Annotated in this window: 24 protein-coding genes; 4 read left to right on the forward strand and 20 right to left on the reverse strand. The window is 39.2% G+C overall.

Going from position 1 to position 25,554, the window contains the following annotated elements:
• Positions 1–163: 163 nt before the first annotated feature.
• The 10 genes from RWS39_RS04450 to brnQ all read right to left on the reverse strand — a co-directional run bounded on the left by RWS39_RS04450 (position 164) and on the right by brnQ (position 11,609).
• Positions 164–1,858, reverse strand: a complete 1,695-nt coding sequence (locus tag RWS39_RS04450) for a cache domain-containing sensor histidine kinase (RefSeq protein ID WP_314480929.1) — start codon at positions 1,856–1,858, stop codon at positions 164–166.
• Positions 1,855–2,589, reverse strand: coding sequence for a response regulator transcription factor (locus RWS39_RS04455; protein ID WP_314480932.1), 735 nt, complete (start codon positions 2,587–2,589; stop codon positions 1,855–1,857). Before RWS39_RS04455 ends, RWS39_RS04450 begins: the two co-directional genes overlap by 4 nt.
• Positions 2,590–2,648: 59 nt before the next feature.
• Positions 2,649–3,767, reverse strand: a complete 1,119-nt coding sequence (gene msrB / locus RWS39_RS04460; protein ID WP_314480935.1) for a peptide-methionine (R)-S-oxide reductase MsrB — start codon at positions 3,765–3,767, stop codon at positions 2,649–2,651.
• A 15-nt stretch (positions 3,768–3,782) separates the two neighbouring features.
• Positions 3,783–4,346: a redoxin family protein gene (locus RWS39_RS04465; RefSeq protein WP_314480936.1), complete on the reverse strand. Its 564-nt coding sequence runs from the start codon at positions 4,344–4,346 to the stop codon at positions 3,783–3,785.
• A 68-nt stretch (positions 4,347–4,414) separates the two neighbouring features.
• Positions 4,415–4,735 (reverse strand): hypothetical protein, encoded by a 321-nt coding sequence (locus RWS39_RS04470; protein ID WP_314044313.1) that lies wholly within the window; start codon positions 4,733–4,735, stop codon positions 4,415–4,417.
• Positions 4,736–4,762: 27 nt separating this feature from the next.
• Positions 4,763–5,473, reverse strand: coding sequence for a thiol-disulfide oxidoreductase-associated membrane protein CcdA2 (gene ccdA2, locus RWS39_RS04475; protein ID WP_314044314.1), 711 nt, complete (start codon positions 5,471–5,473; stop codon positions 4,763–4,765).
• Between the two features lie 142 nt (positions 5,474–5,615).
• Positions 5,616–6,650, reverse strand: coding sequence for a HAMP domain-containing sensor histidine kinase (locus RWS39_RS04480; RefSeq protein ID WP_314480939.1), 1,035 nt, complete (start codon positions 6,648–6,650; stop codon positions 5,616–5,618).
• Positions 6,647–7,345, reverse strand: a complete 699-nt coding sequence (locus RWS39_RS04485) for a response regulator transcription factor (RefSeq protein WP_314480941.1) — start codon at positions 7,343–7,345, stop codon at positions 6,647–6,649. The genes RWS39_RS04480 and RWS39_RS04485 overlap by 4 nt, the downstream gene beginning before the upstream one ends.
• Positions 7,346–7,425: 80 nt before the next feature.
• On the reverse strand, positions 7,426–10,032 hold the full coding sequence (locus RWS39_RS04490; RefSeq protein ID WP_314480951.1) for an SSURE domain-containing protein: 2,607 nt from the start codon (positions 10,030–10,032) through the stop codon (positions 7,426–7,428).
• Positions 10,033–10,277: 245 nt separating this feature from the next.
• Entirely contained in the window at positions 10,278–11,609 is a 1,332-nt protein-coding gene (gene brnQ / locus RWS39_RS04495; protein WP_314480954.1) for a branched-chain amino acid transport system II carrier protein, read from the reverse strand.
• A gap of 230 nt (positions 11,610–11,839) precedes the next feature.
• On the opposite strand from brnQ, the gene RWS39_RS04500 reads away from it, so the two are divergent.
• Together RWS39_RS04500 and RWS39_RS04505 are read left to right on the forward strand one after the other, a co-directional pair.
• Positions 11,840–12,853 (forward strand): YdcF family protein, encoded by a 1,014-nt coding sequence (locus RWS39_RS04500; RefSeq protein ID WP_314480957.1) that lies wholly within the window; start codon positions 11,840–11,842, stop codon positions 12,851–12,853.
• A gap of 55 nt (positions 12,854–12,908) precedes the next feature.
• Positions 12,909–13,592, forward strand: coding sequence for a B3/B4 domain-containing protein (locus tag RWS39_RS04505; protein WP_314480960.1), 684 nt, complete (start codon positions 12,909–12,911; stop codon positions 13,590–13,592).
• 89 nt (positions 13,593–13,681) lie between these two features.
• On the opposite strand, the gene RWS39_RS04510 is transcribed toward RWS39_RS04505, so the two are convergent.
• From RWS39_RS04510 to RWS39_RS04540, 7 genes are all read right to left on the reverse strand, one after another.
• Positions 13,682–15,454 carry an ABC transporter ATP-binding protein gene (locus RWS39_RS04510; protein ID WP_314480963.1) on the reverse strand — a complete coding sequence of 591 codons (1,773 nt, stop codon included), beginning with the start codon at positions 15,452–15,454 and terminating at the stop codon, positions 13,682–13,684.
• A gap of 9 nt (positions 15,455–15,463) precedes the next feature.
• Entirely contained in the window at positions 15,464–17,200 is a 1,737-nt protein-coding gene (locus RWS39_RS04515) for an ABC transporter ATP-binding protein (protein ID WP_314480966.1), read from the reverse strand.
• Positions 17,201–17,518: 318 nt separating this feature from the next.
• The gene (locus RWS39_RS04520; protein ID WP_125381691.1) at positions 17,519–18,700 is read right to left on the reverse strand and encodes a tyrosine-type recombinase/integrase; all 1,182 of its coding nucleotides are present in this window, start codon (positions 18,698–18,700) and stop codon (positions 17,519–17,521) included.
• A 13-nt stretch (positions 18,701–18,713) separates the two neighbouring features.
• A complete protein-coding gene (locus RWS39_RS04525; protein ID WP_125382010.1) occupies positions 18,714–18,950 on the reverse strand; it encodes a DUF3173 family protein in 237 nt (78 codons plus the stop codon).
• 53 nt (positions 18,951–19,003) lie between these two features.
• Positions 19,004–19,855 carry a rolling circle replication-associated protein gene (locus RWS39_RS04530; protein WP_125381688.1) on the reverse strand — a complete coding sequence of 284 codons (852 nt, stop codon included), beginning with the start codon at positions 19,853–19,855 and terminating at the stop codon, positions 19,004–19,006.
• A gap of 136 nt (positions 19,856–19,991) precedes the next feature.
• Positions 19,992–21,041: an FtsK/SpoIIIE domain-containing protein gene (locus RWS39_RS04535; protein WP_260471414.1), complete on the reverse strand. Its 1,050-nt coding sequence runs from the start codon at positions 21,039–21,041 to the stop codon at positions 19,992–19,994.
• Between the two features lie 236 nt (positions 21,042–21,277).
• Complete coding sequence (locus RWS39_RS04540) at positions 21,278–21,625, reverse strand: hypothetical protein (protein ID WP_125381684.1); 348 nt, start codon at positions 21,623–21,625, stop codon at positions 21,278–21,280.
• Between the two features lie 189 nt (positions 21,626–21,814).
• Here RWS39_RS04540 and RWS39_RS04545 point away from each other — a divergent pair, with 189 nt between their 5' ends.
• Entirely contained in the window at positions 21,815–23,353 is a 1,539-nt protein-coding gene (locus RWS39_RS04545) for a helix-turn-helix domain-containing protein (protein ID WP_005589773.1), read from the forward strand.
• Between the two features lie 90 nt (positions 23,354–23,443).
• Here the strand turns inward: RWS39_RS04545 and RWS39_RS04550 are convergent, their stop codons facing one another.
• Positions 23,444–23,794: a hypothetical protein gene (locus tag RWS39_RS04550; RefSeq protein ID WP_125381682.1), complete on the reverse strand. Its 351-nt coding sequence runs from the start codon at positions 23,792–23,794 to the stop codon at positions 23,444–23,446.
• 20 nt (positions 23,795–23,814) lie between these two features.
• Positions 23,815–24,849 (reverse strand): hypothetical protein, encoded by a 1,035-nt coding sequence (locus RWS39_RS04555; RefSeq protein WP_005589771.1) that lies wholly within the window; start codon positions 24,847–24,849, stop codon positions 23,815–23,817.
• 114 nt (positions 24,850–24,963) lie between these two features.
• Here RWS39_RS04555 and RWS39_RS04560 point away from each other — a divergent pair, with 114 nt between their 5' ends.
• Positions 24,964–25,173, forward strand: coding sequence for a helix-turn-helix domain-containing protein (locus RWS39_RS04560; RefSeq protein WP_005589770.1), 210 nt, complete (start codon positions 24,964–24,966; stop codon positions 25,171–25,173).
• Positions 25,174–25,393: 220 nt separating this feature from the next.
• On the opposite strand, the gene RWS39_RS04565 is transcribed toward RWS39_RS04560, so the two are convergent.
• On the reverse strand, positions 25,394–25,554 hold a 161-nt coding region (locus tag RWS39_RS04565), incomplete at its 5' end, for a ribosomal protein bL12 (protein ID WP_314480984.1).

A 25,554-nucleotide genomic window follows, 5' to 3' on the forward strand; every position in this document is an offset into this window, starting at 1 on the left:
TTATAACAAACGATTTAAATTTTTCCACATTTTGCTACACTATCCTCATTCTTGTATAATTTATCGGAGAAGCCGTCTATAAAAACACTATTTTGCTCCTAAACAGTAAAAAAGCCGGAAATTTTCTGGCTTTAATATTGAAAGGTTAGCGAACTTATGCATCTTAATCTAGTGGCAAATAAAGGCTAATCTGGGTAAATTTATCCGATTCGGACTGGATTTCCATATGGTAGTCGTCTCCGAACTGCAATCTTAAGCGTTGATCGACATTTTTCAGACCGACACCACCTAAGCGAGGGAGAGTCTTGTCCACTGAATTTTGGAGATCAAAGCCGCGGCCGTTATCATAGATAGACAGTATCAGTTGCCCCTCTTCTGCTGCCGCAGTCACGCGAATCATGCCTTGTCGGTCAATTTCCTTGATGCCATGGTAGATGGCATTTTCAACCAAAGGCTGAAGTACTAGCTTGGGCAGTTTATAATCAGCTATAGATCCATCCTCTTCAATCTCATATTGGAGCTTGTCACCATAGCGCTGTTTCTGGATAAAGAGATACTGACGAACGTGATCAATCTCATCTCTAAGAGAAATCTGTTCGTGCCCTTGATTAAGCGCCAAGCGGAAATACTGAGCGAGTGACTTTGTTACCTCAACAACACGCTTGCTGTCATTAAACTCAGCCATCCAGACAATCGTATCCAAGGTATTATAAAGGAAATGGGGGTTGATTTGAGCTGAGAGAGCTCGGAGCTCATAGCGACGGACATTTTGTTCTTCAGTCTTGACAGCTTCCATTAGTTGTTCAATTTGGTCCAGCATTTTATTAAACTGCTGAGCCAAGTCAATCAACTCTGGAGAACCCTTTGCTTCTGCCCGAAGGTTTGAGTCACCTGCCCCAATCTTCAGAATGACAGCTTGCAGATTCTGCAGAGGCTTAATCCACAAACGCAGGACAAACCAAATACCAGTCAAGCACAGCAGGAGTGCTAAAATGCCCATTCCTATAAAAGAATAAAGCATCTGTGACTGAAGCATCTGTAATTGCTCTAATGAAGCGACGCCAATTAAAGTCCAGTCGCTGTCCGCGATATCAATCTGGTAGACAAAAGCCTGTTTCTGGTCTGCATAACCATCCTTGACCGAGATATAGGGCTGCATAGCTTTCATTTCCTGACTGGATGAATAAACACTTTTCTTGGGATGATAGACAAATTCATGCTGGCTATTGACAATAAAGCTAAAGCCTTTCTTCCCTAACTGAAGCCGATCCAAATAGGCTTTGAGACTCTTATAACCGATATCCAGACGCAAAACCCCGAGATTCTGTCCTGCTTCATCCACTACTTCCTGAGTGACGGAAACAACCCACTTCTCCTTCTCAGATGATAGAGACTCTTTGAGAGCAGGAGTCAAGACAGGCATGGCTTTGGTATGAACAGCTTCCTGATACCATTTTTCATTCATCATATCAGAGGATGTCTGCATGCTGATTTGAGAATCTGTCGAGACCACGCGCCCGTCCTTGGTAACCAATACTGCCGACACCAAATCTGGATCTGTCTCAATGATGGTTTTCATCAAAACCTGTACTGAGGTTTCGCTGCTTTCTTGATTCTGAGCAAACTTACGAATCGTTTCTTCCTTGCTCAGTGTGGAGGTGGTCTGTTTTAATTTTTGCAAATAGGAAGTAATGAACTGCCCGCTTTGCTCCATGCTATTGCGCGTCGTCCGCTCTGTCAGCTGTCGAATAGTCTGCGAGCTAGTCTGATAGTAGAGACTCCCAACAAATCCCAAGAGTAAAAGGACCAGTAGAAAAATATAGACAATCAACTGGATAAGAAGCGGATAGCGTTTCATTTCTCCTCTCCTTTTTTAAACTGCCGAGGTGTCAGCCCGACCACCTGCTTGAAGCGCTGAGAAAAATAGTTCATATCTTCAAAACCAACCTGCTCTGCTATTTCATAAATCTTCAAATCTGTAGTCAGGAGTAAGAGCTTTGCTTTTTTCATCCGCTCTTGGATCAGATAATCTTGAAAGGGCAAGCCTAGTTCTTTTTTGATAAGAACGCTAAGATAGGACGGACTAAACCCCAATTGGAAAGCTAAACTTTTCAGACTTAATTCTGAATCAGCTAGACGCGCATGAATAGCCTCTTCCAACTCAGAATGTTGGCCTTGATCGACCAAGTTTTGAATCTGGGCTTTTTTGCGTTCCTTATCAAGCTTGGTCTGCACCTTGGCCAACATTTCCTCAACATCATCCTTGGAAAAAGGTTTTAACAGATAGTCATCTGCACCTAGCTTAATGGCCGACCGAGCATAGTCAAAGTCATCATATCCCGTCAGAAAAACGATATGACACCTAGGAGACTGCTCTCTGACTAGCTTGGCCAGTTCGAGGCCGTTCATCTGTGGCATATTGATATCGGTCAGCAGAATGTCAGCAGGATTTTCCTGAAATTTCTGCCAAGCTTCTCTTCCATTTTCAGCCTGGGCAATAACTTGCATACCAAACTGTTCATAGTCTACCAAGGACGCAATCCCCTGTCTTACCAGATACTCATCCTCTACAATCATAATTGAATACACAAGATTCAACTCCTTATTTTTACTGGATTTATTATAGCAAATTTTCAATCAAAATGCTCTTAAACATAATCCAAAAGATAACCGTAGCCCTTCTCCTCCATCTCAGCTTTTGGAATGAACTTGATTGACAAACTATTAATACAATAGCGCAAGCCACCCTTGTCCTTAGGGCCGTCAGTGAAAACATGACCCAGATGCGAATTTCCAACTCGGCTACGAACTTCTGTCCGTGTCATATTGAAACTCTTGTCTTCTTTGTAAGTCGCAACATCAGGACTGATAGGACGTGTGAAACTCGGCCAACCGCAGCCTGAGTCAAACTTATCCTTTGATGAAAAGAGAGGTTCGCCTGTCACCACATCCACGTAGATACCAGCATCGAACTTATCCCAATAGCGGTTAGAAAAGGCGCGCTCTGTGTCATTCTTTTGCGTAACTGCGTATTCTTCTGGAGAAAGCTTGGCCTTAATATCCTCGTCGCTAGGCTTAGGATAGCGATTAGCTTCGATTACAGGATAAGCAGCTTGATTAACATCGATATGGCAATACCCATTAGGATTCTTTTTTAGGTAATCCTGATGATAATCTTCTGCCTTGATAAAGTTTTTCAGAGCTTCTTTTTCGACAGCCAAAGGCTTATCATATTTCTTAGCAACCTCATCAAAGACCTGATTTATAGTCTCAAGATCCGCTTCGTCCTTATAATAGACGCCTGTCCGATACTGGGTGCCCTGATCATTTCCCTGCTTATTTTTGGAAGTTGGATCAATAATGCGGAAATAATGTAGTAAGATTTCTTTGAGAGATATCTTTTTAACGTTATAGGTAATTTTTACCGTCTCTGCATGACCAGTCTGAGAAACTAGCTCATACTTGGTCGTGTCGCTCTTACCATTTGCATAGCCAGATACTGCATCCAGTACACCTGGCACGCGAGAAAAGTACTCCTCTACTCCCCAGAAACAGCCGCCAGCCAGATAAATCTCCCGCTTGTCCTCTTCCTTGACATCTTCTTTCTTCTGTTTAGTCACTTCTGTCTTGCTCATAGAGGCTTTCTTGATTTGCTCAATATTGGCCTGAGATGGGTTAATAGACATGGAGCCCTTGATTAAGAAAAATAGACCAAAACAGGCAAGCAAGCCAACCAAAACCAGAAAAATCTTCCATTTGCCTTCCATGCTCATTACTCCTTTCTACTTGATTTCCTTTAGTGTTTTCTCAATATCTTCCTTACTCATGTAGCCCACATGAGTTTTAGCAAGTGAGCCATCACTATTGATAAAGAGAGCAGATGGGTAGGATCGAATACCGTATTCTTTCAGTAATTCTCCCTTAGTATCCATAAGAACTGGCATGTTCTTGTAATCCAAAGACTTGTACCATTCCTTGAAATCATCAGCAGACTTTTCTCCGTTAAAAGTCGGAGATACTACCGACAGGACAACATAATCTTTTCCTGATTGCTCCTTAGCCAAATCATTGGTATCTCCAAGTGTGGATAGACAGATAGAGCACCAAGAAGCCCAAAACTTTAGATAGACTTTCTTGCCTTTGAAATCAGATAGCTTGTAGGTCTTGCCGTCCACTCCTTGCAGACTAAAATCCTTGGCCATCTTTGTAGCTTGATTTGAATCTGCCTTACTAGTCATGGAACTTTTATCATTTTTAGAAGCTTCCGAATTCATTTGCTGATTTGAGCAAGCTCCCAATAAGCCGACACAAAGCAGACTGGCAGTCAAAATCGATAGTTTCTTCATCGTTTTCTTTCCTTTCAAAATGAGGAGAAAGCCGACAAAACTGACGACTTCCACCCTTATTGATAACTTTATTTTTCAGATGACATTTCAGATGAATCTTTCATCTCATCCTTCATGCTTGAGTCGCTTGATTTCATATCATCTTTCATGTCAGACTTGCTGTCGGACATCATAGAAGAGTCCTTCATGTCATCCTTTTTCATCTTATCATCAGACATGCTAGAGTCTTTCATATCCTCCTTCTTCATGTCGTCTTTTTTCATATCCTCTTTCTTCATCATACTGCTATCATCCATCTTTTTCATGTCTGAATTTGACTTTTGACTGGAGCAAGCAGCCAAGGCGAAGATACTAAGAGTAGCCATTGTAAGGGTAGCGATTTTTTTCATGATATTTCTCCTTTAATTATATAATATTTATCCAAATAGCGATGCTAAAGCGTTTAGATTTCCGAGCATAAGCAAGATTCCCATGAGGATGATGAGTGCACCGCCGATTTTCTTAAGCGTTCCCATATAAGGTTTGAGTTTGGCAAAGCGCTGCAATACCCAGCCAGAAGCCAAAGCCATAGCTAGAAATGGAAGTGCTAATCCAAGTGTATAAACCAACATAAGTAAGCCTCCCTGAAGAGCGCCATTACCGCCAGAAGCAGCAATTGCTAAAACAGAGCTCAGAACAGGTCCCACACAGGGCGTCCAACCAAAACTAAAGGTGATGCCTAAGAGAAAAGCGTTAAGAAAATCACTTCTTTTACTATTCTTTTTAAGTTGAATGCTCTTTTGCTTTTGCAGCTGCTGGATATTAATGATTCCCATCTGGTGGATTCCCAGTAGAATGACAATCCCGCCCAGAATATAGCGAAACCAAGGGGCATAGAGGACTTGCCCTAGAGCGCCAGCTCCATAGCCCAAAACCAAAAATACAGTAGATAGACCTGCTATAAAGCAGAGCGTCTTAGCCAATCCATACCAGGAAATCTCTTTTCCCATAAACCGAACCGTTTTCGGCTGATCTGAATCCAGCAGAATTCCCACATAGACTGGCATAAGCGGTAAGATACAGGGCGAGAAAAAAGATAGAATCCCCGCCAGAAAAACAGAAATAAAGAACAAAAAACTTGTTGCCATTTCAAAAACCTCTCTATCAATTTCTGACTCTAGTATAAAATAAAAATCCCCCTAAAAATAGGGAGATCGATTTGAAAAAACTTGAATTTGGTTTTATCTTTGCTAAATCAAGAATTGAAAACGTATACCAATTGCTGTGGATTTATGTTAAGTTGAGAGTAAATGTAAAAGTGCTTCCTAGGCCACATTGACTTTCGACCGTTATTTCCCCACCCAGCTGATGAGCTAACTCACGCGCAATAGCAAGACCCAGACCATGCCCGCCTGTCTTCATATTACGAGATGTTTCCACACGATAAAGGCGTTTGAAAATCTTATCCAAATCCTCAGGAGCAATACCTTGTCCTTCATCTTTTACACTTATTGTCAAGATTTGCCCAGTTAATTGAGCCACGACCTCAATTTTAGTTCCAGGGTCTGAATACTTAAAGGCATTATTTAGCAAGTTGACCAAGATACGGGAAAGTTTATCGTAATGGCTCTTAATTTTCGCTGACTCAGGAGACACTTGAATGTAGATGTCTCGCTCCTCTTGCTCAATCAATAGTTGAAATTCACTCATGACCTCAATCAATAGCTGGTCTAGAAAGACTATTTCAGCTTCTCCATCTGATTCTATTCGAGGCTGGGCATTAAGAGTCAAAACATCCAATTCTTCCACCAGTTTATTCAAACGCTCTGTCTGACGGCTAATCGTGGTCAAGTAATGAATCTGCTCCTCTTCTTCGATCACTCCATCTAAAATCCCCTCCACAGTCGCCTGAATAGAGGTAATGGGAGTTTTAATATCGTGAGAAAGCTGGGCAATCATCATTCCTTTTTCTCGTTCACTTTCATCAAGCGATTCAAACGTTTCTTGCAAATTATGCGACATATCGTTAAAAGCCTGACCTAACTCTTGAAATTCGATAGGACCCTTGGCGTCAATCTCTGTACTAAAATCCTTGCCAGCTATATTCTGTGCCTGTTTTTTAAGATGCCGAAGGGAAGAAAATACTGGCGATAAAAGAAAGAGACTGACTGCTGCTCCAATAAAACTAGCAATCAAGGTCATTCCAACTAGGAAATAAATCTCACTTTTTACAATCAACATTCGCTGGACTGCCCAGAAAACAAGCAAAATCGTTAATAGGCTAGAAATCAGATACCCCACCAGAATGTAACTTTTTAATTTCATTTTATACCTCGTGCTCCTTCCATTTTATACCCCAGACCCCAGACAGTTTTGACGGCAGGAGTGTCTGAACTGGCATACTTGGTCAATTCCTGTCTCAGAGCATGTATATGAACATTAAGGGTATTGGTATCATCTACGAAGTCTTCCTGCCACACCTTCTCGTAAAGCTCCGTCTTTGAAAAAACTCTCTCAGGATTACTAGCTAAAATCCAGAGCAGTTCATAGGACTTCACTGTTAATTCCAAAAAATGCTCCCCGATGCGAGCCTCATGAACCGCATGATTCATCACCAAATCACCGAGCTCAATTTGTTCGATCTCGCCTCCACGATGCAGTCGGCGCAAAATATTATTGACTCTTAGCACCAGCTCGCGCGGACTAAAAGGTTTGGCTATAAAATCATCTGCTCCTAAGCTCAAGCCGTAAATTTTGTCTTGATCGCTAGTCTTAGCCGTTGTAAAAAGAAAAGGCTGATCAGGTGCTATATACTGAACCTCACTGATAAAGTCATAACCGTCCATATTCGGCATCATGATGTCCGTGATGATCAGGTCAACAGATTTCTTTCTGAAAAGATCTAACCCTTCCACGCCATCTCGAGCCACTAAAACATGGTAGCCATCCTGCACAAGATAGCGCTTTTGAATATCAAGAATATCCATCTCATCATCAACGAGTAAAATTGTCTTTCCCATTTGCCAATCTCCTGATAAAAACAGTGTTATACTGGCTTTAGTATAACACTATTTTTAGTAATTTTTAAATGATTTGAACCTTAATCTTTTTGTTTTTCTTTCAAACCTAGAAGGCTAAGAATTCCTGCCAAAGCTAGTCCTAAGAAACCAATGGTAGCTGTAGCTGTTTGAGCTTCACCAGTTTTTGGTAACGTAGACTTATCATTTTTTTTCATCGTATCTGCCATCGGCTTAGAAGTTGGATATTCATTCTTCACATCCGACACACGATGATCCACTTCTTTCGTACCCTTAGCTATACTCATAGAATCTGTTACAGAAGGCTTCTTATTCACCTGCTCTTCTTGAGATGGTGTTGTAGAAGGTTTCATATTCATTTGACCTTCTTGAGATGGTATTGTAGGCATTTCTTTCCCACGAAGCTGAATCGTTACTTGACGAGTCTCGATAAGATTTGTCAAATCTGGCTTGCCGTCTTTGGCGCCATAGACCTTGACAGTAGCTTGGTAAGTGTGAGTTCCGTGAGCACGAAGTTGGTCAAGAAGGGCTTGTCCGTCTTTACCTGTCGTGTTGCCGTTCAAGTCTACTTCATAGAAGTATTGACCTTTCGCTAAGCCTTCAAGTGGCAAGAGGGCTGGATTGTTAGCTGTACCATTGTCGGACCAAGGAGCCTTGTCAGAAGATTTGAGCAAGAGACGCGTCAACATGCCGTCGCCACCGAAAGCTTCATACGGAATAACTTGATTAACACCAGCTAAGAATGGACCGGGAACGTTCGCTTTTTCTAAATAGCTGGCTGGAACGTCGATATGGTCTTTAATATTTTTAGTGACTGAATCTTTGACTGCTTCTTTTGAAGTAAGACCATTCATGTCAACCGTAACATTTTTTGTCGCAACAAGATTGCTTAAATCTGGTTTGCCGTCTTTGGCACCATAGACCTTGACAGTAGCTTGGTAAGTGCGGGTTCCGTTAGCACGAAGTTGGTCGAGAAGGGCTTGTCCATCTTTACCTGTAGTATTGCCGTTCAAATCCACTTCGTAGAAGTATTGACCTTTGGCCAAGCCTTCAAGTGGCAAGAGCGCTGGGTTTTTAGCTGTACCATTGTTGGACCAAGGAGCCTTGTCAGAAGATTTGAGCAAGAGACGCGTCAACATGCCGTCTCCACCGAAAGCTTCATACGGAATAACTTGATTAACACCAGCTAAGAATGGACCAGGAACATTTGCTTTTTCTAGGTAACTAGCTGGAACGTCGATATGGTCTTTAATATTTTTAGTGACTGAATCTTTGACTGCTTCTTTTGAAATAAGGCCATTCATGTCAACCATCACATTTTTTGTCGCAACAAGATTGCTTAAATCTGCTTTTCCATCTTTAGCACCATAGACTTTTACAGTCGCTTGGTAAGCATTTGTTCCATTAGTGCGAAGTTGGTCAAGAAGGGCTTGTCCGTCTTTACCTGTCGTGTTGCCGTTCAAGTCTACTTCATAGAAGTATTGACCTTTCGCTAAGCCTTCAAGTGGCAAGAGGGCTGGATTGTTAGCTGTACCATTGTCGGACCAAGGAGCCTTGTCAGAAGATTTGAGCAAGAGACGCGTCAACATGCCGTCGCCACCGAAAGCTTCATACGGAATAACTTGATTAACACCAGCTAAGAATGGACCGGGAACGTTCGCTTTTTCTAAATAGCTGGCTGGAACGTCGATATGGTCTTTAATATTTTTAGTGACTGAATCTTTGACTGCTTCTTTTGAAGTAAGACCATTCATGTCAACCGTAACATTTTTTGTCGCAACAAGATTGCTTAAATCTGGTTTGCCGTCTTTGGCACCATAGACCTTGACAGTAGCTTGGTAAGTGCGGGTTCCGTTAGCACGAAGTTGGTCGAGAAGGGCTTGTCCATCTTTACCTGTAGTATTGCCGTTCAAATCCACTTCATAGAAGTATTGACCTTTGGTCAAGCCTTCAAGTGGCAAGAGAGCTGGATTGTTCGCTGTTCCATTGTCGGACCAAGGTGCCTTGTCAGAAGATTTGAGTAAGAGACGCGTCAACATGCCGTCGCCACCGAAAGCTTCATACGGAATGACTTGGTTAACACCCGCCAAGAATGGACCGGGAACGTTCGCTTTTTCTAGGTAACTAGCTGGGACATCTACTGTATCTTTAGTATTCTCAGCAACACCTTTTTTAACTTCGTCTGGAGTTGTTACTGATTGAGGAGTAGTCGCTTCACGGTCTTGTTTTGAAACTGCATCAGGAGTTGCTACTGGCTTAGCTTCTTCTTTTGGTTTGTTAACTTCCGACATAACCTTTTCTTCTTTTGGTTCGTTAACTTCCAACATAGCCTCTTCTTCTTTTGGTTTTGCAACTTCTTCCTTAGGAGCTAGGCTAGACTTGTCTGAAGGATTAGTCTCATCGACCACTTCCTTTGGAGCTGACTGATTTTCAGGAAGAGCTGAATCCACTCCTTCTTTTAAAACTGTCTCTGGCAACTTATTCTTTTCTAGTGATGATGAATCTGTTTGAAGAACTTCAGTCGGAGTCGTAGTGAGAACATCTGCATGTACAGTGTTTGGTTGACCAACTAGCAAAAAGAAACCACTGGCAACTACGACGGAAGCCACACCTACGCTTAAACGACGGATTGACCAGCGGGTATATTTTTGATTTGAATTGAATTTCATAAGATTCTCCTTTAGGTTTGTTTTTTTTTTTTTGATGACTTTAGTATAATCTCCTAAGATTAAATGGGGATAAGAAAGAGTTAAAATTTTTCTTAAATCTATCTTATAAAATCCTTATATTGTCTTATTATTCATAAGAAACAACTTGAGTTTCTTCACCGAACATTCCCAGTCTTAAACTTAAATCACCTACTACAATTGACAATGAGCCAAAAAAATCCACCACACTGTGGTGAATTTTCTTCTTATGCTTCAAATTCAAATGCTTCACTTTTTTGCTTGTTTGGCAAAAGGAGAGAGAGCAAGATGCCAACTAGAGCCGGCAGCAACCAAGGTAGAGAAGCTTGAGCAAATGGCAGAGCATTAACCAGATTGAGAATGGCAGTTAGCTGGAATTGTCGTCCCCAAATGCTAGCAAAAGCAATCAGCGTCACTACTGCGATGGTCAACTGCATCCCTGGTTTAGAAAGTGGTAAAAAGCGATTAACCATGACAATCATCACAATCGTAATGGTAATAGGATAAAGAATTTCCAGAGCTGGAACTGAATACTGAATAATAGCATTCAAACCAAGATTTGCAATAGCGAAACCAACTAGCGTAAAAATGGTCGCATACACTTTATAAGATACTTTCGGGAAGGTATTGTGGAAAAATTCGCCAGTTGAGACGATAAGTCCAGCTGTTGTTGTAAAACAAGTCACCGTTACCATAATCGCTAGGAAAATTTGAGCCATCGGCCCAAAGATAGCCTGAGTTGAAGAAGACAAAACAGAGGCCCCTACATTTGCTCCTTTCGGCAAATTCGCTAGATCAAGTGGGAAGTGATTTCCAAGAAAGGCAAGGCCAATATAAAGAACGCTAAAGCCAAGTGCCACAAGAATACCCACGACCCAAATAGTAGAAATATATTCCTTTTTATTCTTGAAACCTAGCTGATTGAGTGTCGTCACGGCAACCACACTAAAGGCAACTGAAGCCAAGGCATCCAGAGTATTGTAGCCTTGAAGGAAGCCTGCGCCGAAAGCTGAAGCAGCATATTCCGCTGTTGCTCCTTGAGGGGCAGTGGAACCATATTTGGCAGCACCTAACACCACCAAAACTACAATCAATAGGGCAAAAATTGGTGTTAGATAACGACCGATACTATCAAGGATTTTTGAGGGATTGAGGGCAATCAGATAGGCCAAAGCAAAATAGATCAGCGTGAAGCCGAAAAGCCAAATAGTATGAGAACCTGCAGGCAACATGGGCTCAATCCCGACAGAAAAGGCAGTGGTCGCCGTCCGAGGAATGGCAAAGAAGGGACCAATTGAAAGATAGAGGGCTACCAAGTAAGCAACCGCAAACCAAGGGGCAATCTTTTTCGAAATTTCATCAATATAACCCTTGGGATTCAAAGTACCTATAATTAAAGTTAAAATGGCAATACCGACACCTGATAGGACAAAGCCTCCAATAGCTGGCCAGAAATTTTGGCCAGATTCCAAACCTAATTGAGGTGGAAAAATCAGGTTACCGGCTCCGAAAAACATTCCAAATAAAAGCAAACCGGTCAAGGATCCCTTTTTTATCATCGTCATCTCCAGTCTTTTTAAGATTTTTCCATTATACCGATAAACACTACTCATTGCAAGAATTTTGAAATAAAAATTGCCTTTTCTCAACCTTAAGAAAATCGCAAAACACAATACGATTTATTACGAATTATCTTTATTAAATTCCGATTTATATCATATATCCAATTTCTTTTTTATTAGATGGACTTATGCTATACTGGTTATAAGTTCATTTGCGAGGTTTTAATATGTTACTTCATCTAATCTGGCTCATCCCTGCTGCTATCTTTGCTCTTTTATTCTATCGGGAACCTAGAAGTTTATTCAATGCTTATCTGCTGACCTTCACTCTTATGATGATGGGCATTGTTTTAGCTGGGCTTACGATTGTTAGTCTTGAGCGATTTATTGGTTATAAATCAGCTATTATTAGCTTTTATATCCTCCTTTTAGCAATTCCTATTAGTATTTTCGCTTCCACTGCTTATTTGATTTTTAATGGTCGCCAAATGCTACAGCTAGAGGGGCTCAGACTAGCCAATCTCCTATCCCTTCTCTACGGCCTAGCGATCGTGGGACTTGCTTTACTGCATTTTCTCGCTCCTCGGTCGTTTCTTGCAACTTTGATTTCCCTCGCTGATTTGCTACTATTTTACGGAACCTTTCTCTATCTTTCCTATATCATCTATGCATTCTTTTTAAATATTTTTCCAGTCAAGAAAGAGCCTCAGACTATTATTATCCTCGGTGCAGGATTGTTTGGAGACAAGGTACCTCCCCTACTGGCTCAACGCTTAGATAAAGGCCTAGCAATCTATGAAAAATTTAATCGGAAGCCAGTCATCATTGTATCTGGCGGTCAGGGAGACGACGAGTGGATTTCCGAAGCAGAGGCTATGGCAGGTTATTTGATGGAAAAAGGAGTCCCAGCTGACAGTATTTTCCTCGAAAATAAATCTCGCACTACGCTTGAAAATCTCATATTCAGTAAGCAGCTTATGCTGGCCCATGGACTGGAACAAGATCGAGTTGTCCTAGTCACAAATTCTTTCCACGCGCTACGTGCTGGCATCTATATGAAACAGGTTGGTCTCAAAGGCCGCAGTATTGGTTCTCGCACGGCCTTCTATTTTCTTCCTTCTGCATGGATCCGAGAAACCGCTGGCTTAATCTGTATCTACTGGAAATGGCATGCGTTTATCATCGGAATTCTACTGCTTCCCTTCCTTTTCTCCTTATTCCACGCATATTTTTCATTGTGAAAAGCCCTTGAAAAAGGTATAATGATTGTAAGAAAAAAATGGAGGTCCGTCAAAGATGAAATTTACCATTGATAAAAGTTTAGCAGAACTTGGCATCACAAGCGTCGTCCTTGGTATTGCCAGAAACGTTGATCCCCAAGCACCTTTATCAGAGGCTTTTCTCCAGAAACAGAAAGAAGCAGAGAATTGGGCCTTGAACTGCAATTTAGCAGAAATCACTGACCATCCGACTATCCAAGGCTACTGTAATTTGCTACAGAAAGTTGGGCGCAGTGTTAAAAAGAACCCGCCAACAGTACCAGCTCTGATCCGCAATATCCAACACCGCGGCTCCATTCCACGAATTAACAGCGTTATTGATATTTATAATGTAGAATCCTTGCATTCTCTCCTAGCTATCGGCGGTCATGACCTTGATAAAATCGGTGATGAGATTGAGTTTACTGTCAGTCAGAAGGACGATATTTTCCTCCCTATCTTATCCAAGGAAAAGCATGTAGCTCCTACTGACTATGTCTACCGAGATGAAAAAGGCATCCTTGCCTGGCTTGACGTCCGTGACAGCGACCTGTATAAATTTGATGATAACACCAAAAATGCCATTTTCATTATCCAAGGAAATGCCCATACATCTGTCCAAATGCGACTAGAAGCGCTTGAACGCATTCAACAGGATTTAGCAGCAGCCATGCCAAATCTCGAATTTGAAACCCATATCGTTCAAGTAGATGATCTTTAAGCACCTTTTCACCCGACAAGCTTTTAAGGTAAAAAACCATCAATTATAAATCAAAAAGGAAACTCAAGCGAGCTTCCTTTTTTGTATGTCTAGGCTTCTTTCTTGTCTGAAAATTGGCTCATATACAAGTCATGATAGAAGCCCTTGTCGGCCAGCAGCGACTCGTGATTGCCCTGCTCAATGATTTGTCCATCCTTAAGCACCAAAATCTTGTCTGCTTCTTGGATAGTGGACAAGCGGTGAGCAATGACAAAGCTCGTCCGCCCCTGCATCAGAGTTTTCATGGCTTTCTGAATCAAGAGCTCCAAACGGGTATCCACAGAGGATGTCGCCTCGTCCAAAATCAGGATCTTAGGATCCGCTAAGAGAGCCCGTGCAATCGTCAGGAGCTGCTTTTGTCCCAGCGAAATATTGCTAGATTCCTGATTCATTTCCATATTATAGCCACCCGGCAAGGTACGGATAAAGTGGTCCACGTTGGCTGATTTGGCTGCTTCCACAATCTCCTCATCGGTGGCATCAAGGTTACCAAAGCGAAGATTTTCCTTGATAGTCCCTTCATAAAGCCAAGCATCCTGCAGAACCATACCAAATTGCTTGCGGTAGTCTTGACGGGATAGCTGGCGAATATCGTGGCCATCTACGCTGATAGAGCCTTTGGTCACATCGTAGAAACGCATGAGCAGGTTGATCAGGGTCGTCTTACCAGCTCCAGTCGGCCCGACAATAGCCACCATTTCACCAGGCTGAACTTCCAGATTAAAGTTGCGAATCAGCGGCTTGTCTGCCACATATTGGAAGTCTACATCTTTGAAGCTGACTTGACCAGTCAAGTCCTTATCTAGCTGGACGGTATTATCCATCACTTCATCTGGCTCATCCAAAATCCGGAAAATCCGATCCAGCGAAGACTTGGCACTTTGGAGCTGACCAGCCAGTTGGGTAAGGTTTTGGATGGGTTGATTGACCTGCCAGACGTACTGGACAAAGGCCTGCATATTCCCGATGGTCAGCTGACCAGCAATAACCTGCAAACCGCCTACCAGAGCCACGATAAGATAGGTTAAATCCGAAATCGCATTAAGGACGGGCATCATGAGCCCCGAGATAAAGCTAGCTTTAAAGCCGACTTCCTGTAGATTTTGAGTAATGGCTCGAAAATCCTCAGCCGAGGTCTCTTCCCGACCGTAAAGTTTGAGCACATTGAAGCCTGACAGATTTTCTTGAACAAAGCCATTCATAGCACCCAAAACATCCGCCTGCTGCTTAAAGTAGGGCTGGGATTTTTTGAGGATGAATCTAGCTCCCAAATAGGTCAGAGGAATGCTGACGATAACGATCAAGGCCAGATGGATATTCAGATAAAGAACCATCCCGATGACCAAAATAAGGGTCATAACGGCATTGACCACCTGCAAAAAGCTTTGTTGGAGAGCATTTGAGACAGTCTCCACGTCACTAGTGAAGCGCCCAATCAAATCACCGAACTGGTGCTTGTCAAAATACGAAACAGGAATTTGATTGATTTTACGACTGAGCTCATTTCGCATGTCGCGAACGGTGCTCTGCACTGCATTGGTCATGAAATAGTTAGAGAAATAGGCACCAATCTCATAAAAGAGGGCACGAATAAAGTAAAGAAGCATGATCCAAGCCACATAGCTGCTATTGATGGCTGCACCGGGTACTCCCTTGGCCATATCCAGCAAATTTTGCGTCAGCTCAGTGATGGCAAGCCCTAGGACAAAAGGCTCTAGGACACTCATGACCACGCTGACAATCTTGAGGAAGACTGCAAGAAGCACGGCTGCTTTATAGACTTTTAGATAGCCCCATAAGCGGACAAAACTATTTTCTTTCATCTCTTCCTCCTATTCTTCTGTTAATGATTGGCTATTGAGCTGGGAATTAGCAATTTCACGATAGATGGCATTATTTTCCATCAGCTCCTCATGCCGGCCACGACCCACGATTTCACCCTTGTCTAAGACAATGATTTGATCCGCATCCATAATGGTTCCGACCCGCTGAGCCACGATGAGAACCGTTGCATCCTGCGTCACTTCCTTAAGTCGACGGCGCAAAGTCGCATCCGTCTTGTAGTCCAGAGCCGAGAAGGAATCGTCAAAGATATAAATGTCTGGTTCCTTGACAACCGCACGCGCAATGGACAGACGCTGCTTTTGACCACCAGATAAATTGCTGCCGCCTTCAGCCAAATGCGTCTCGTAGCGTTCTTCTCTGCTTTCGATAAAGTCGCGAGCCTGAGCCACATCCGCTGCTTGATTGAGCTCCTCAGAGCTAGCATCTTCCTTACCATAGCGGATATTTTCAGCGATCGTCCCGGTAAATAGCAGAGCTTTCTGCGGGATAAAGCCAATCTTCTGACGGAGGGCCTTGAGATTATAAGCGCGGACATCCACACCATCCACCAAAATCTTGCCCAAGGTCACATCATAGAAACGCGGAATCAGCTGCACCAAGGAAGACTTACCAGAGCCTGTTGAGCCGATAAAGGCGATCGTTTCCCCCGGCTTGGCCTTAAAAGAGATATTATGCAGGACAGGATTTTCCGTCTCACCTGGATAGGCAAAGGTTACATTGTCAAATTCCAGATAGCCACGAGTCGTAGTTTCCGTGATCCCACTCTCATTTGGATCGATGGAAATCGGCATATCCATGACTTCCTTCAACCGCTCGCTAGAGACTGCCGTCCGTGGATACATGGTAAAGAGACTGGACAGGAGCAGGAAGGACAGAAGGGCATGGAAACTGTACTCGATAAAGGCAACCAAATCCCCGATTTTCAACTCGCCGCTCCCCAGTGGCTTAAGAGCAAACCAGACAATGGCCACAATCATGGCAATGATAATCTGCACAAAGAGAGGCTCCGTCAAACCTGTCAATTTAAAGAGACGGTTGGAATTCTCCGCATAGATTTCATTTTCATTAGCGAAGCGCTCTTCCTGAAATTCCTCACGGGCAAAGGCTCGAATGACCCGCAGACCAGTCAGATTTTCCCGAGCATACTGATTGATCTTGTCCAGCGTCTTCTGCTGCTTTTCAGACAGGGAACGCGTCTTGACCGCCACATACCAGACTACGATTGCCAAAAAAGGCACTGAAATCGCTACAATCCAAGCCATGGACGGACTAGTCAGGAAAATCATGAGGATGGACGACAGCATCATGATAGGCGTGATAGCTCCCATCTTGAGCGTTTGCTCAGCAAACTGCATGAGGACAAAGGCATCACTGGTAATCCGTGTCACCAGCGAAGAAACACCAATCTGCTCGTACTCATGATGGGAATACTCCTGCAGCTTGTCATAGAGATCATTCCGCATATCTCGCACCATACTGGTCGTTAATTTTCCAGCGGCGTAGGAAAGGACAATCCGCCCCAAAATCCCAAGGATAATAACCAGCAGCATGATAAAGCCCCAGAAATACAGGCGTTCCTGATCGCCCTGGTTAATCCCTTCGTCAATCATGCGCGCCAAAACCGTTGGCAGCCCTAGATTGACCACTACAAAAAAGATGGCCGAAACAAAATCCAGCACCAACCACTTGGGGTAGCGTTTCAAATAAGACCAAATGTAAAGCATAATCCCTCCAATTTCTATAATAATAAAAAAGCACTGAAGAGTACTTTTAGACAGAAAAGAGCGCGCAAATGCACGCTTTATTAAGAATATTATAGCAGAAATGCGAAAAATCGTAAAGACTTACACTGATATCTTTTCTTTCGAGTTTGTACTATATTTTAAGAATACGTTATTTAATACAAATTGTTACAAATTGAATAATTACAAAAAAACCAAGTCGAAAGACTTGGTTTTTTAAATTGGATACCTTATTATTTAAGAGTAACAGTTACACAATGCCTATAAACGCTGATATAATCAGTTTTTTCTTATCCTTAGTTAGTTTAGTGGGGTCTTGGTGGGATTTGACGATACCCCAAATTTATAAAGGGCTTGAGTTATCTCTCTTCCACCAGTCGCTTTTTGACTATCATACAAATGGGAATAGGTGTTAAGTGTTGTCGCCTTATCAACTCGTCCAGAGCGTTGCGACACATAAAGAACATCTTTCCCTAATACATTTATCAAAAAACTATCGTGGGAGTGTCGCAATCCTTTTCCAGTAATTACTTCAACTCCTGCCTTTTTCGCTTGTCTTTTTAGAATACGACTTAGTGTGCATTTGCTTAACGGTTTGCCAAATCGTGCAAGAATATAACTGTTATCACCATTTTCTACTTGCACCTTTCTCCACCGTTGTAACACTTCAACTGTTTCATCATCAAGCTCAATCCACCTGAAACCCGCTTCTGTCTTCGTTTGATTTTTACGAGTATAAACACCTTCACCTTCATACTCTAGTGTACTCTGAACATGGAGCAATTTTCTATCAAAATCAATATCAGACCATATCAAACTTAGCCCCTCAGATACTCGAAGACCCGTGAAGAAGTAAAGCCAAATCGCTGTAAATCTATGCAGTTCTTCGTAATCTGTTAAGTCAAAGGTTGCAATAACTTTTCTAAAGTCGTCCAATGTCCAAAATTTTGTATCTGGTCTTGAACCTTTAGGATTATCTAACATCTTACACGGAAATTCTTCAATGATTTGCAGGCGTTCAGCATAACCCAAACATTGCTTAAAGCGAATCCACACACCTTTAGCATAATTGGGGGAGTATGTATCAATCAAATGTACTCTGAATTGCTCACAATCCCTAACGGTTATAGCTGATAACCTCTTTTGTCCGAAAACTTCAATAAACATTTTATGATGAGTTAGAGCCGTTTTGTAAGTCACCGATTGGACTGTTTGCCTGTAATAAGGAAGATAAATTTCTTCCATATAATCAGCAAAGGTCATATAATCTCCGTTTCTATTTTGAGACATTTGAAATTCTGCTCTTACTCGACACAATTCATCATAAGCTTGCTTTTCACTCTTAAACGGATTTCCAAACTGGTCTTTATAGCTTTTCTTGCGTTGTCGCTTGCCAGTTAAGTCGTTAGCTTTAAACTCTGTTTGATAGTAAATTCTTCCTTGTTTATCACGAGATACACCACGATATTTTTTACTTGCCATTTTCAGTTCCTTTCTATTTATCAAAAGGTAACTGAAAACCTAGCAAATCTTCTACGATATAAGTCGGAGCAAGGTCAAGTCTTGAATTATCAAAGGGCGATTTTCTTAATTCTACCAAATTATCTGAAGAATTTCTAGCATTTTCAAATTTTGCTACTGCTATCGCCTTAGCCTTTCTTATAATATCCCTTGCTGTGTGTTTTGGAAAACCAAGTTCCATAATATCCTTATGATTAACTGTCTTCATAATCTTAACCTTTCTATGATATAATGGAATTACCAAAAGGTATTCCATATCTTTTGTTATTCATTTGGCTTGTCGGTTGCTCCGCTAAAAGTATCTGACAAGCTTTTTACTTTGTCGTAAAACTCTGTAGTATATTCTTTTATTCCATAGGGTGTTTCATGTGTTGTTGTCTTAGAAAAATTGGGTGGCCTATAAATTTTAAAAGCTTTCAGCAATTCTCCTTTGGTTGCTGTTATTTCTAAGGGTTTCTCTATTCCTCTACTAGTTCGATAGATTCTAATCCCTTTAGGATACATGTATAATCTTGCACCTTTAACAATTGCCTTGCTATTTGAATCATCATTTCCCAGTTGAAGATTTGATAAGTATGATATTAGATAATTTCCAATCTTATCCGCACTTTTCAATCTCTTCGTATTAGTAAAACCTCTTCCCCACAAGTCTGCAAGAATAGCATTCGGAATCATCAAAATTGAATCATTCTTCATCAATACATGTAAATGCCATCGCCCACTTGCTTGTGGTTCAATTACTGCAATATAATCAATGCGACCATACTTTTTACGAACTCGCCTAATGAAAGCTTTAAAGTCTTTATAAACCTTTTCTGCTTCAGTAACATGCTTTCCATAAGTCAGTGTCACCCAAAGTTGGTTCATACCTCCTTTAAAATTATGAGCCACCAGTCTTCTTAATTTCTTCATCGTTTGTTGAACAGATTTCAAATTATCAGACCGTGTACTATTTGAAGTCTGCATGTCATGAATCTCTCCAGTTTCAAGATTTACATAGCGCCGGCCACTGATAACTTTTATTTTTTGTTTTTGTTGACCATTTGCGGTAGTAATTTCAACTGTATCTCCATAGATATAAGATTTTACAATTTTTGCATTGCTTATTTCAGTCATACAATCCTTATCTTTCTCTAATGTTTGACGCTTATCAAGTTAATAGCAAGCAGAAGCAAGCTTCTGCTTGCGCACATCTTATCAAGCGAAGAAAGACGAACACTCCGTTTGCTTTAGCTCTCCGAGCCAAGCATCTCTATTCTTCGCTTTCAAAGATGTTACCCGTATAATAGTCTTCTAGCTCGGCTATAAAATCAAAATCATCATCAAAAAAAGGTGTTTCAAAATAGATAGGCTCAGTTGTTTGACCTGTAATTGAAATGTAGCCACTACCAACACTGACTGAATCATAGTAATTAAAATCAGCAGTATCAAAAATCATTCTATAGCCATCTTTTGACATCTTCCCAAGCGCTACACGGCACCCTAATTGGTCTCGGATTGCCCCATCTAAAATTTCAGCATCTGCCCTTTGCATACTTAACTCAATAAAACAACCTGCTTGACGTCCTTTCATAATGAGAGCGTATAGATATTCCTTAGCTTCTGTAAGTACCTTTTTATCAGCGGTTTTCATAAATGCTGTTACTTCATCAAAAAATATGACAATTGGGGGTAAATCAAAATCAACAAATTTTTTTCCAAAGGCAGTTTTATCTGAAAAATATTGTTCATATCTCTGCTCCATTTGTTCATTCACTAATCGCAATATTTTACAAATTTGAGCATGTGATATACCAATATGAGAATTGGGAAACCCTTCAACATATTGAATCAAACTTAAATCAGCATTTTTAGGGTCACAAATAAATATGTCAGCTTTCATCTTAGCATAAGCTAAGATTTTTGAATTAATAAACATAGTCTTACCAGAACCAGTTGAACCAACAGTCAATCCATGACTTACTTTTGAAATATCATACCTGATTTTTTCTGTCAATTGGACTACCGTATCATTAATGTATTCCTGTCTCTGTGAGTTTGAAAAAATTAGACGGTTATCAGAGCTAAGTTCAAAGACATAATCAGTCTGAAAAGCTTCGTCCTTTGTTCTAATTAGTTTCAATTTAAAAAATGCTTGAAGACCCTCGCCGATTTCAGTGACTAAACTGTCTATTGAATCACCATTTTTATAAGCTCTTATTACTATGCAGTCTTTTTTATCTATCCAATCTAGTTCTAGAGAATCTGTTATCACTTCTTTACCATTGAATGTTTTTTCTGTTTCATATAAATGATTTTTCAAAATGAATTCCTTTAACTTTTTTCGGTTTATATAGACTTTATGTCTATATAAACCGAAAATGTGAAGTAAGCTCAAGATTACTACGATACTGTAGAAATAGAGATTATAAGTATTTCCGAAAAACGTAATTAAAATAGGGTTAATATACTTATAAATTAGAAATAATATGATAGATGAACAAATCATAAATGAAAAACTTGCCCAAAAGGGGTAGTTCCAGCTTGCGCTTACCCTTCTCATTTCTTACCTCCTTCAGCATTTGCAGCTATTACATCAGCGTGAATTGATAGTTGATTTTGATATTCTCCAAAAACTGTCGCTTTGACAACATGTACTATCTTACATTCAGTACGCAACGATTCAAAATTTTCAAAATAGGCTATAGATTTGTTTGCTACAGTTATAACAATTTGCTCTCCTAGATTATTATTAGAATTTTTATAATCTGTTTTATCTTCTAAAATTAACAGTGTTACTTTTACAGCTCCACCTTCAATTTCTTTTGCATTTAAGAAGAATAATTTCTTCTTTTCAAAAAAATCTTGATGTTTAAAAACTAGAAAACTACGTAAATTTTTTAGCATATTATTTTACCTTTCAAAATCGAAGTAAGAAACAGCAATTTCTTACTTTATAGATTTAGAATGATTTGCAACTCATTCTGACAACCATTGAAATTTTGCTGAACTTCAATTCATAAATAGTTTATCAAAGAAAAAATTCATCAATTCTATATTCTTAAAGATTTTGGGATTTTTTGATATAATTAATATATGAAAAATATTTTTGAAGAAAAATTAAGCTCACTACTAAAGATAATTAAATGTGAGGTGGGTATAACTGCAAAACAGATTACAACTGAACTAGGATTTTCTAAAAACACCCTAACAAATTGGAAAAATGGGACAATACCTAAAAAATCTAAACTGATTAAATTTCTTTCATATGTTGAAAGTTTACAAGATAGAATAGGAGATAATGAGGAATTAGAGGATTTTTTGATTTTATTTACACCAGATGATGAGATAGAACAACAGAAGAAATATAATAAAACGAATATACAAAAAAATAAGGAAACTTTTAAATCAAACTTTAATAACTTAATAGACTTTCTTAATAGTGGTCTAAATTTTCACTCATCTATCTATAATATAACTGATTTACAAAAGCAAGAATTAGAATCAAATTTACCAAATAAATATGAAATAGACTCTATCCAAAAATGGTTAGCATCTGAATTGAAAGTTAGTGAATCTCAAATTTCTAATTGGAAAAATGGAAAGACCTTTCCGACTTTAAAGAATCTACAAAAAATTCATAATTTCTGCAACCTGCAAAGTGATACTACCTTTATTTTAGTTGATATTCCCAAAAAAGACTTTCGCCCTCTATTTTTAAAAAGTCTAGAATACGAAAGACACTTAACAGAATTTAAACAGAATTATTTAAAGTTTATAAAAGAACTTATTATAAAATCGCAGCATATTGGTGATTTCAGCTCTGCCATTGAACAAAATCACTGTTTACTAACTAATAAATATAAAGCTCTGGATAATATTCGAGATGAAATTTTTGCTAAAAATATAATTTTTCTAAACAAGGCTTTTAATAAATGTTTAACAAATAATTCTATTTCTTTTATAGAATGGTTATTCCAAAAAATTGCTAAATATAGAAAATTTGATTCACTTTTAAATGAAGAATTTGAAGATGTTAAGGATTTAAAGGACATTGCAGATAAAATTGAGTATGCTTTTAAAATACTAGATAATAATAGAACATCAGAGTTAGAAAAATGGCTAGAATTCTCTTCTTTCCTAAAATTAGTTGTTAAGTACTTAAAACAAGAAGAATTATGCAGTGAAGAAGAAGAAAAAGAAGAAATTAAAAAATATGTAAATGACCATCTAAATATAGAGCATGATAATCTAAACAATTTATTCATTGAGTTACATTTTGAAAATGATTATTATGCTTTTGAACAATTCTTTAAAGAATTCAGGGACTTATTGTTATATAGGGATTATTCTCCTAAATATCTTGAAAATTTAATTCCCACATCCCTATCCCTGGAAACAGACGTTATATCTCAACAATTACAAGCCAATTTTCAACTATTGTCAGATTTTATTGAAAATTACATCATTGGTAATGAAGTCGAATTAAGCTATCTAAATTTAGCAACCCCTTTATTTAAAAAACTACTAAATATAGATAATATTCAAAATTGGAATATTATGCTAAAAACCAAACTAGATTTTTCATTATTAGATGAGTATCAGAAACTGTATGCTGAAATACTTGAATTGTAACGAACAATAAATGTATGAATGAAAATATCACAAAAACAGCTCTATAAATTTATAGAGCTGTTTTAGTAAGTCTTTAATTAGTATAGATAGTTATTTTTTCTGTAAGGTCACTGAACCAAATCCACCACCCCGAACTGTTAACGAATTTCCCGAAACAGAGTAGTATAATTGTGAATCTTCTTTACCTGCAAAATTAAATGTCTTACTTTCCCTATCAATAGTAAATTCTATATTATTTAAAGCAAGATTTAGTGCAGCGTTATCATCGCCAGCCTGAATTTTCACACGCCCCTTGTTCCCGTTAATTGTAATCATCATACTTGCTCCGTCTTCTTTGTAGGTATAAGTCCCATCTAAATCGCTTTTAGATGAGCAGGCAACTAAAAAAATCGCCATCAGCATTGTTACCACAAATACTACTATTTTCTTGAAATTATTCATTCTCTACAGCCACCTTTATTTTATTCTTTATTATCTGAATGTCCTACTTGATAAAAGCTAACATTTTTTGGTTTTTTAACATACGTATCTACCGTTAATTCCATATTATTTTCTGGTTGCTTAGTCACAAAAGATAGAGAAGCAGTACCTACAAATCCCATGAAATTAGTATTACCTACCTTTTTTGTAGCAAGCGGTATTTGATTTGTAGTTAAGTTAAATCTGTCTTCTTTTATCATAAAGTCATCATAAACTTTATTTTCATAAATTAGATTATAAGTTTTAAACTGTAAAACTTCATACTCTGTCTTCTCAAAATCTTCATCAGTGTAAGATTCTAACAAATATTCGTCACCTTTTTTATTGACAAGTCTCTCCTCTAACTGACTTAATTTTTTTAACGCATGAGTTTTATCAGAACCATCTGTTAAAGTCTGCATCTCTAAATTAATTTTAGCTCTTAAAATTGTATAATGTATCTTTGCACTCTCTATTTTTTTCGCTAGATTAATAATCTCTGAATCTGAGGATTTTGCGACTTCAGCAAGTGTCAAAGCATTTATTGATGGCACTTGAATAACACCATCTTGATTTCCATCTTCTGTATCGTATTTCTTTATAACATCTATTAAATTATCCATCGTAATTTTAGTGATGGTATCAGTCTCATTGAAATCATCTAATAAACCTTGCGCGATATTTCCTGAAGAATAAAGATTCCTTCCTAGATAATCTTTTTCATAGTCCTTCGCAGATATTGATGAGAGACTAGTCTCTGTAGACGTATTGTAATAAGTTGTCTTTCTATCTTGTACTAAAAACAATTCCTTCACTTTCCCGTCTTGAGAAACACTATCTACTGCATACCAGATTTGTGCTTCTTTATCACTTTGGTTCAGATATTCACCCAGACCTACTTCTTTCTTTTCTACAACCTTCTTTTCAGTGTTTTCAGTAGTTTTACTTTCTGATTTTTCTTTACTATTTGAACATGCTCCCAACAGCAGAGAAACCGAGAGTAGGGCTAGACTTGCGGTTACTATTTTGTTTTTCATAAAAACTCCTTTTTAAAATCTTTTTCATAATTATACTCAATAAATTGAGTATAGTCAATAGATTGGTTGTGATATTGTCTTTATATAATAAAATTATTATATGCGAGAGTAACTATGGCAATTTCTTACAAACCTTTTTATCAAACATTACTACGAAAAGATGTGAGTGAGTATTATCTCATTAAAATAGAAAAAATATCTGCTAACACACTTTATAGAATGAAGCATGGAGAATCTATTACGACAAAAACCATTGATAGATTATGTGAAATATTGGAGTGCGATGTTGAAGATATAATTGAATACATTAATACTGAGGAATAAAAAAAGAGGAAGTCAACAAAACACTGATTTCCTCTTTTCATTGTTGCAAATTGGTTTACTCCGCAATCTAACCTTTGATGGTTATAAATAAACCCCACCAAGAATAAATCTTAGTGGGGTTTTGGTGGGGAATGAAACTATTTCCCCACTATTTTAATCGCCCTAAGCGACTTGAAAACCTTGATTTACTAGGCTTTCGCAATCAAATTGCGTACCCTTATTATTTAAGAGTAACTGAAGCCCCAGCTTCTTCCAATTTAGCTTTGATTTCTTCAGCTTCTGCAGTTGGAACGCCTTCTTTGATGACACCTGGTGCACCATCAACAAGTTCTTTAGCTTCTTTAAGGCCAAGACCAGTGATTTCACGTACAACTTTGATAA

Source organism: Streptococcus cristatus (assembly GCF_963529205.1).
Classification (GTDB): Bacteria; Bacillota; Bacilli; order Lactobacillales; family Streptococcaceae; genus Streptococcus; species Streptococcus cristatus_O.

Excerpts from the sequence above, each read along its gene's own strand:
- RWS39_RS04500 (WP_314480957.1), top strand. The coding sequence starts at position 11,840 with ATGTTACTTCATCTAATCTGGCTCATCCCTGCTGCTATCTTTGCTCTT.
- RWS39_RS04465 (WP_314480936.1), bottom strand. The coding sequence starts at position 4,346 with ATGAAGAAACTATCGATTTTGACTGCCAGTCTGCTTTGTGTCGGCTTA.
- RWS39_RS04540 (WP_125381684.1), bottom strand. The coding sequence starts at position 21,625 with ATGCTAAAAAATTTACGTAGTTTTCTAGTTTTTAAACATCAAGATTTT.
- RWS39_RS04510 (WP_314480963.1), bottom strand. The coding sequence starts at position 15,454 with ATGAAAGAAAATAGTTTTGTCCGCTTATGGGGCTATCTAAAAGTCTAT.
- brnQ (WP_314480954.1), bottom strand. The coding sequence starts at position 11,609 with ATGATAAAAAAGGGATCCTTGACCGGTTTGCTTTTATTTGGAATGTTT.
- msrB (WP_314480935.1), bottom strand. The coding sequence starts at position 3,767 with ATGGAAGGCAAATGGAAGATTTTTCTGGTTTTGGTTGGCTTGCTTGCC.
- RWS39_RS04450 (WP_314480929.1), bottom strand. The coding sequence starts at position 1,858 with ATGAAACGCTATCCGCTTCTTATCCAGTTGATTGTCTATATTTTTCTA.
- RWS39_RS04520 (WP_125381691.1), bottom strand. The coding sequence starts at position 18,700 with ATGGCAAGTAAAAAATATCGTGGTGTATCTCGTGATAAACAAGGAAGA.
- ccdA2 (WP_314044314.1), bottom strand. The coding sequence starts at position 5,473 with ATGGCAACAAGTTTTTTGTTCTTTATTTCTGTTTTTCTGGCGGGGATT.
- RWS39_RS04480 (WP_314480939.1), bottom strand. The coding sequence starts at position 6,650 with ATGAAATTAAAAAGTTACATTCTGGTGGGGTATCTGATTTCTAGCCTA.
- RWS39_RS04545 (WP_005589773.1), top strand. The coding sequence starts at position 21,815 with ATGAAAAATATTTTTGAAGAAAAATTAAGCTCACTACTAAAGATAATT.
- RWS39_RS04470 (WP_314044313.1), bottom strand. The coding sequence starts at position 4,735 with ATGAAAAAAATCGCTACCCTTACAATGGCTACTCTTAGTATCTTCGCC.
- RWS39_RS04490 (WP_314480951.1), bottom strand. The coding sequence starts at position 10,032 with ATGAAATTCAATTCAAATCAAAAATATACCCGCTGGTCAATCCGTCGT.
- RWS39_RS04505 (WP_314480960.1), top strand. The coding sequence starts at position 12,909 with ATGAAATTTACCATTGATAAAAGTTTAGCAGAACTTGGCATCACAAGC.
- RWS39_RS04550 (WP_125381682.1), bottom strand. The coding sequence starts at position 23,794 with ATGAATAATTTCAAGAAAATAGTAGTATTTGTGGTAACAATGCTGATG.
- RWS39_RS04555 (WP_005589771.1), bottom strand. The coding sequence starts at position 24,849 with ATGAAAAACAAAATAGTAACCGCAAGTCTAGCCCTACTCTCGGTTTCT.
- RWS39_RS04560 (WP_005589770.1), top strand. The coding sequence starts at position 24,964 with ATGGCAATTTCTTACAAACCTTTTTATCAAACATTACTACGAAAAGAT.
- RWS39_RS04515 (WP_314480966.1), bottom strand. The coding sequence starts at position 17,200 with ATGCTTTACATTTGGTCTTATTTGAAACGCTACCCCAAGTGGTTGGTG.
- RWS39_RS04530 (WP_125381688.1), bottom strand. The coding sequence starts at position 19,855 with ATGACTGAAATAAGCAATGCAAAAATTGTAAAATCTTATATCTATGGA.
- RWS39_RS04485 (WP_314480941.1), bottom strand. The coding sequence starts at position 7,345 with ATGGGAAAGACAATTTTACTCGTTGATGATGAGATGGATATTCTTGAT.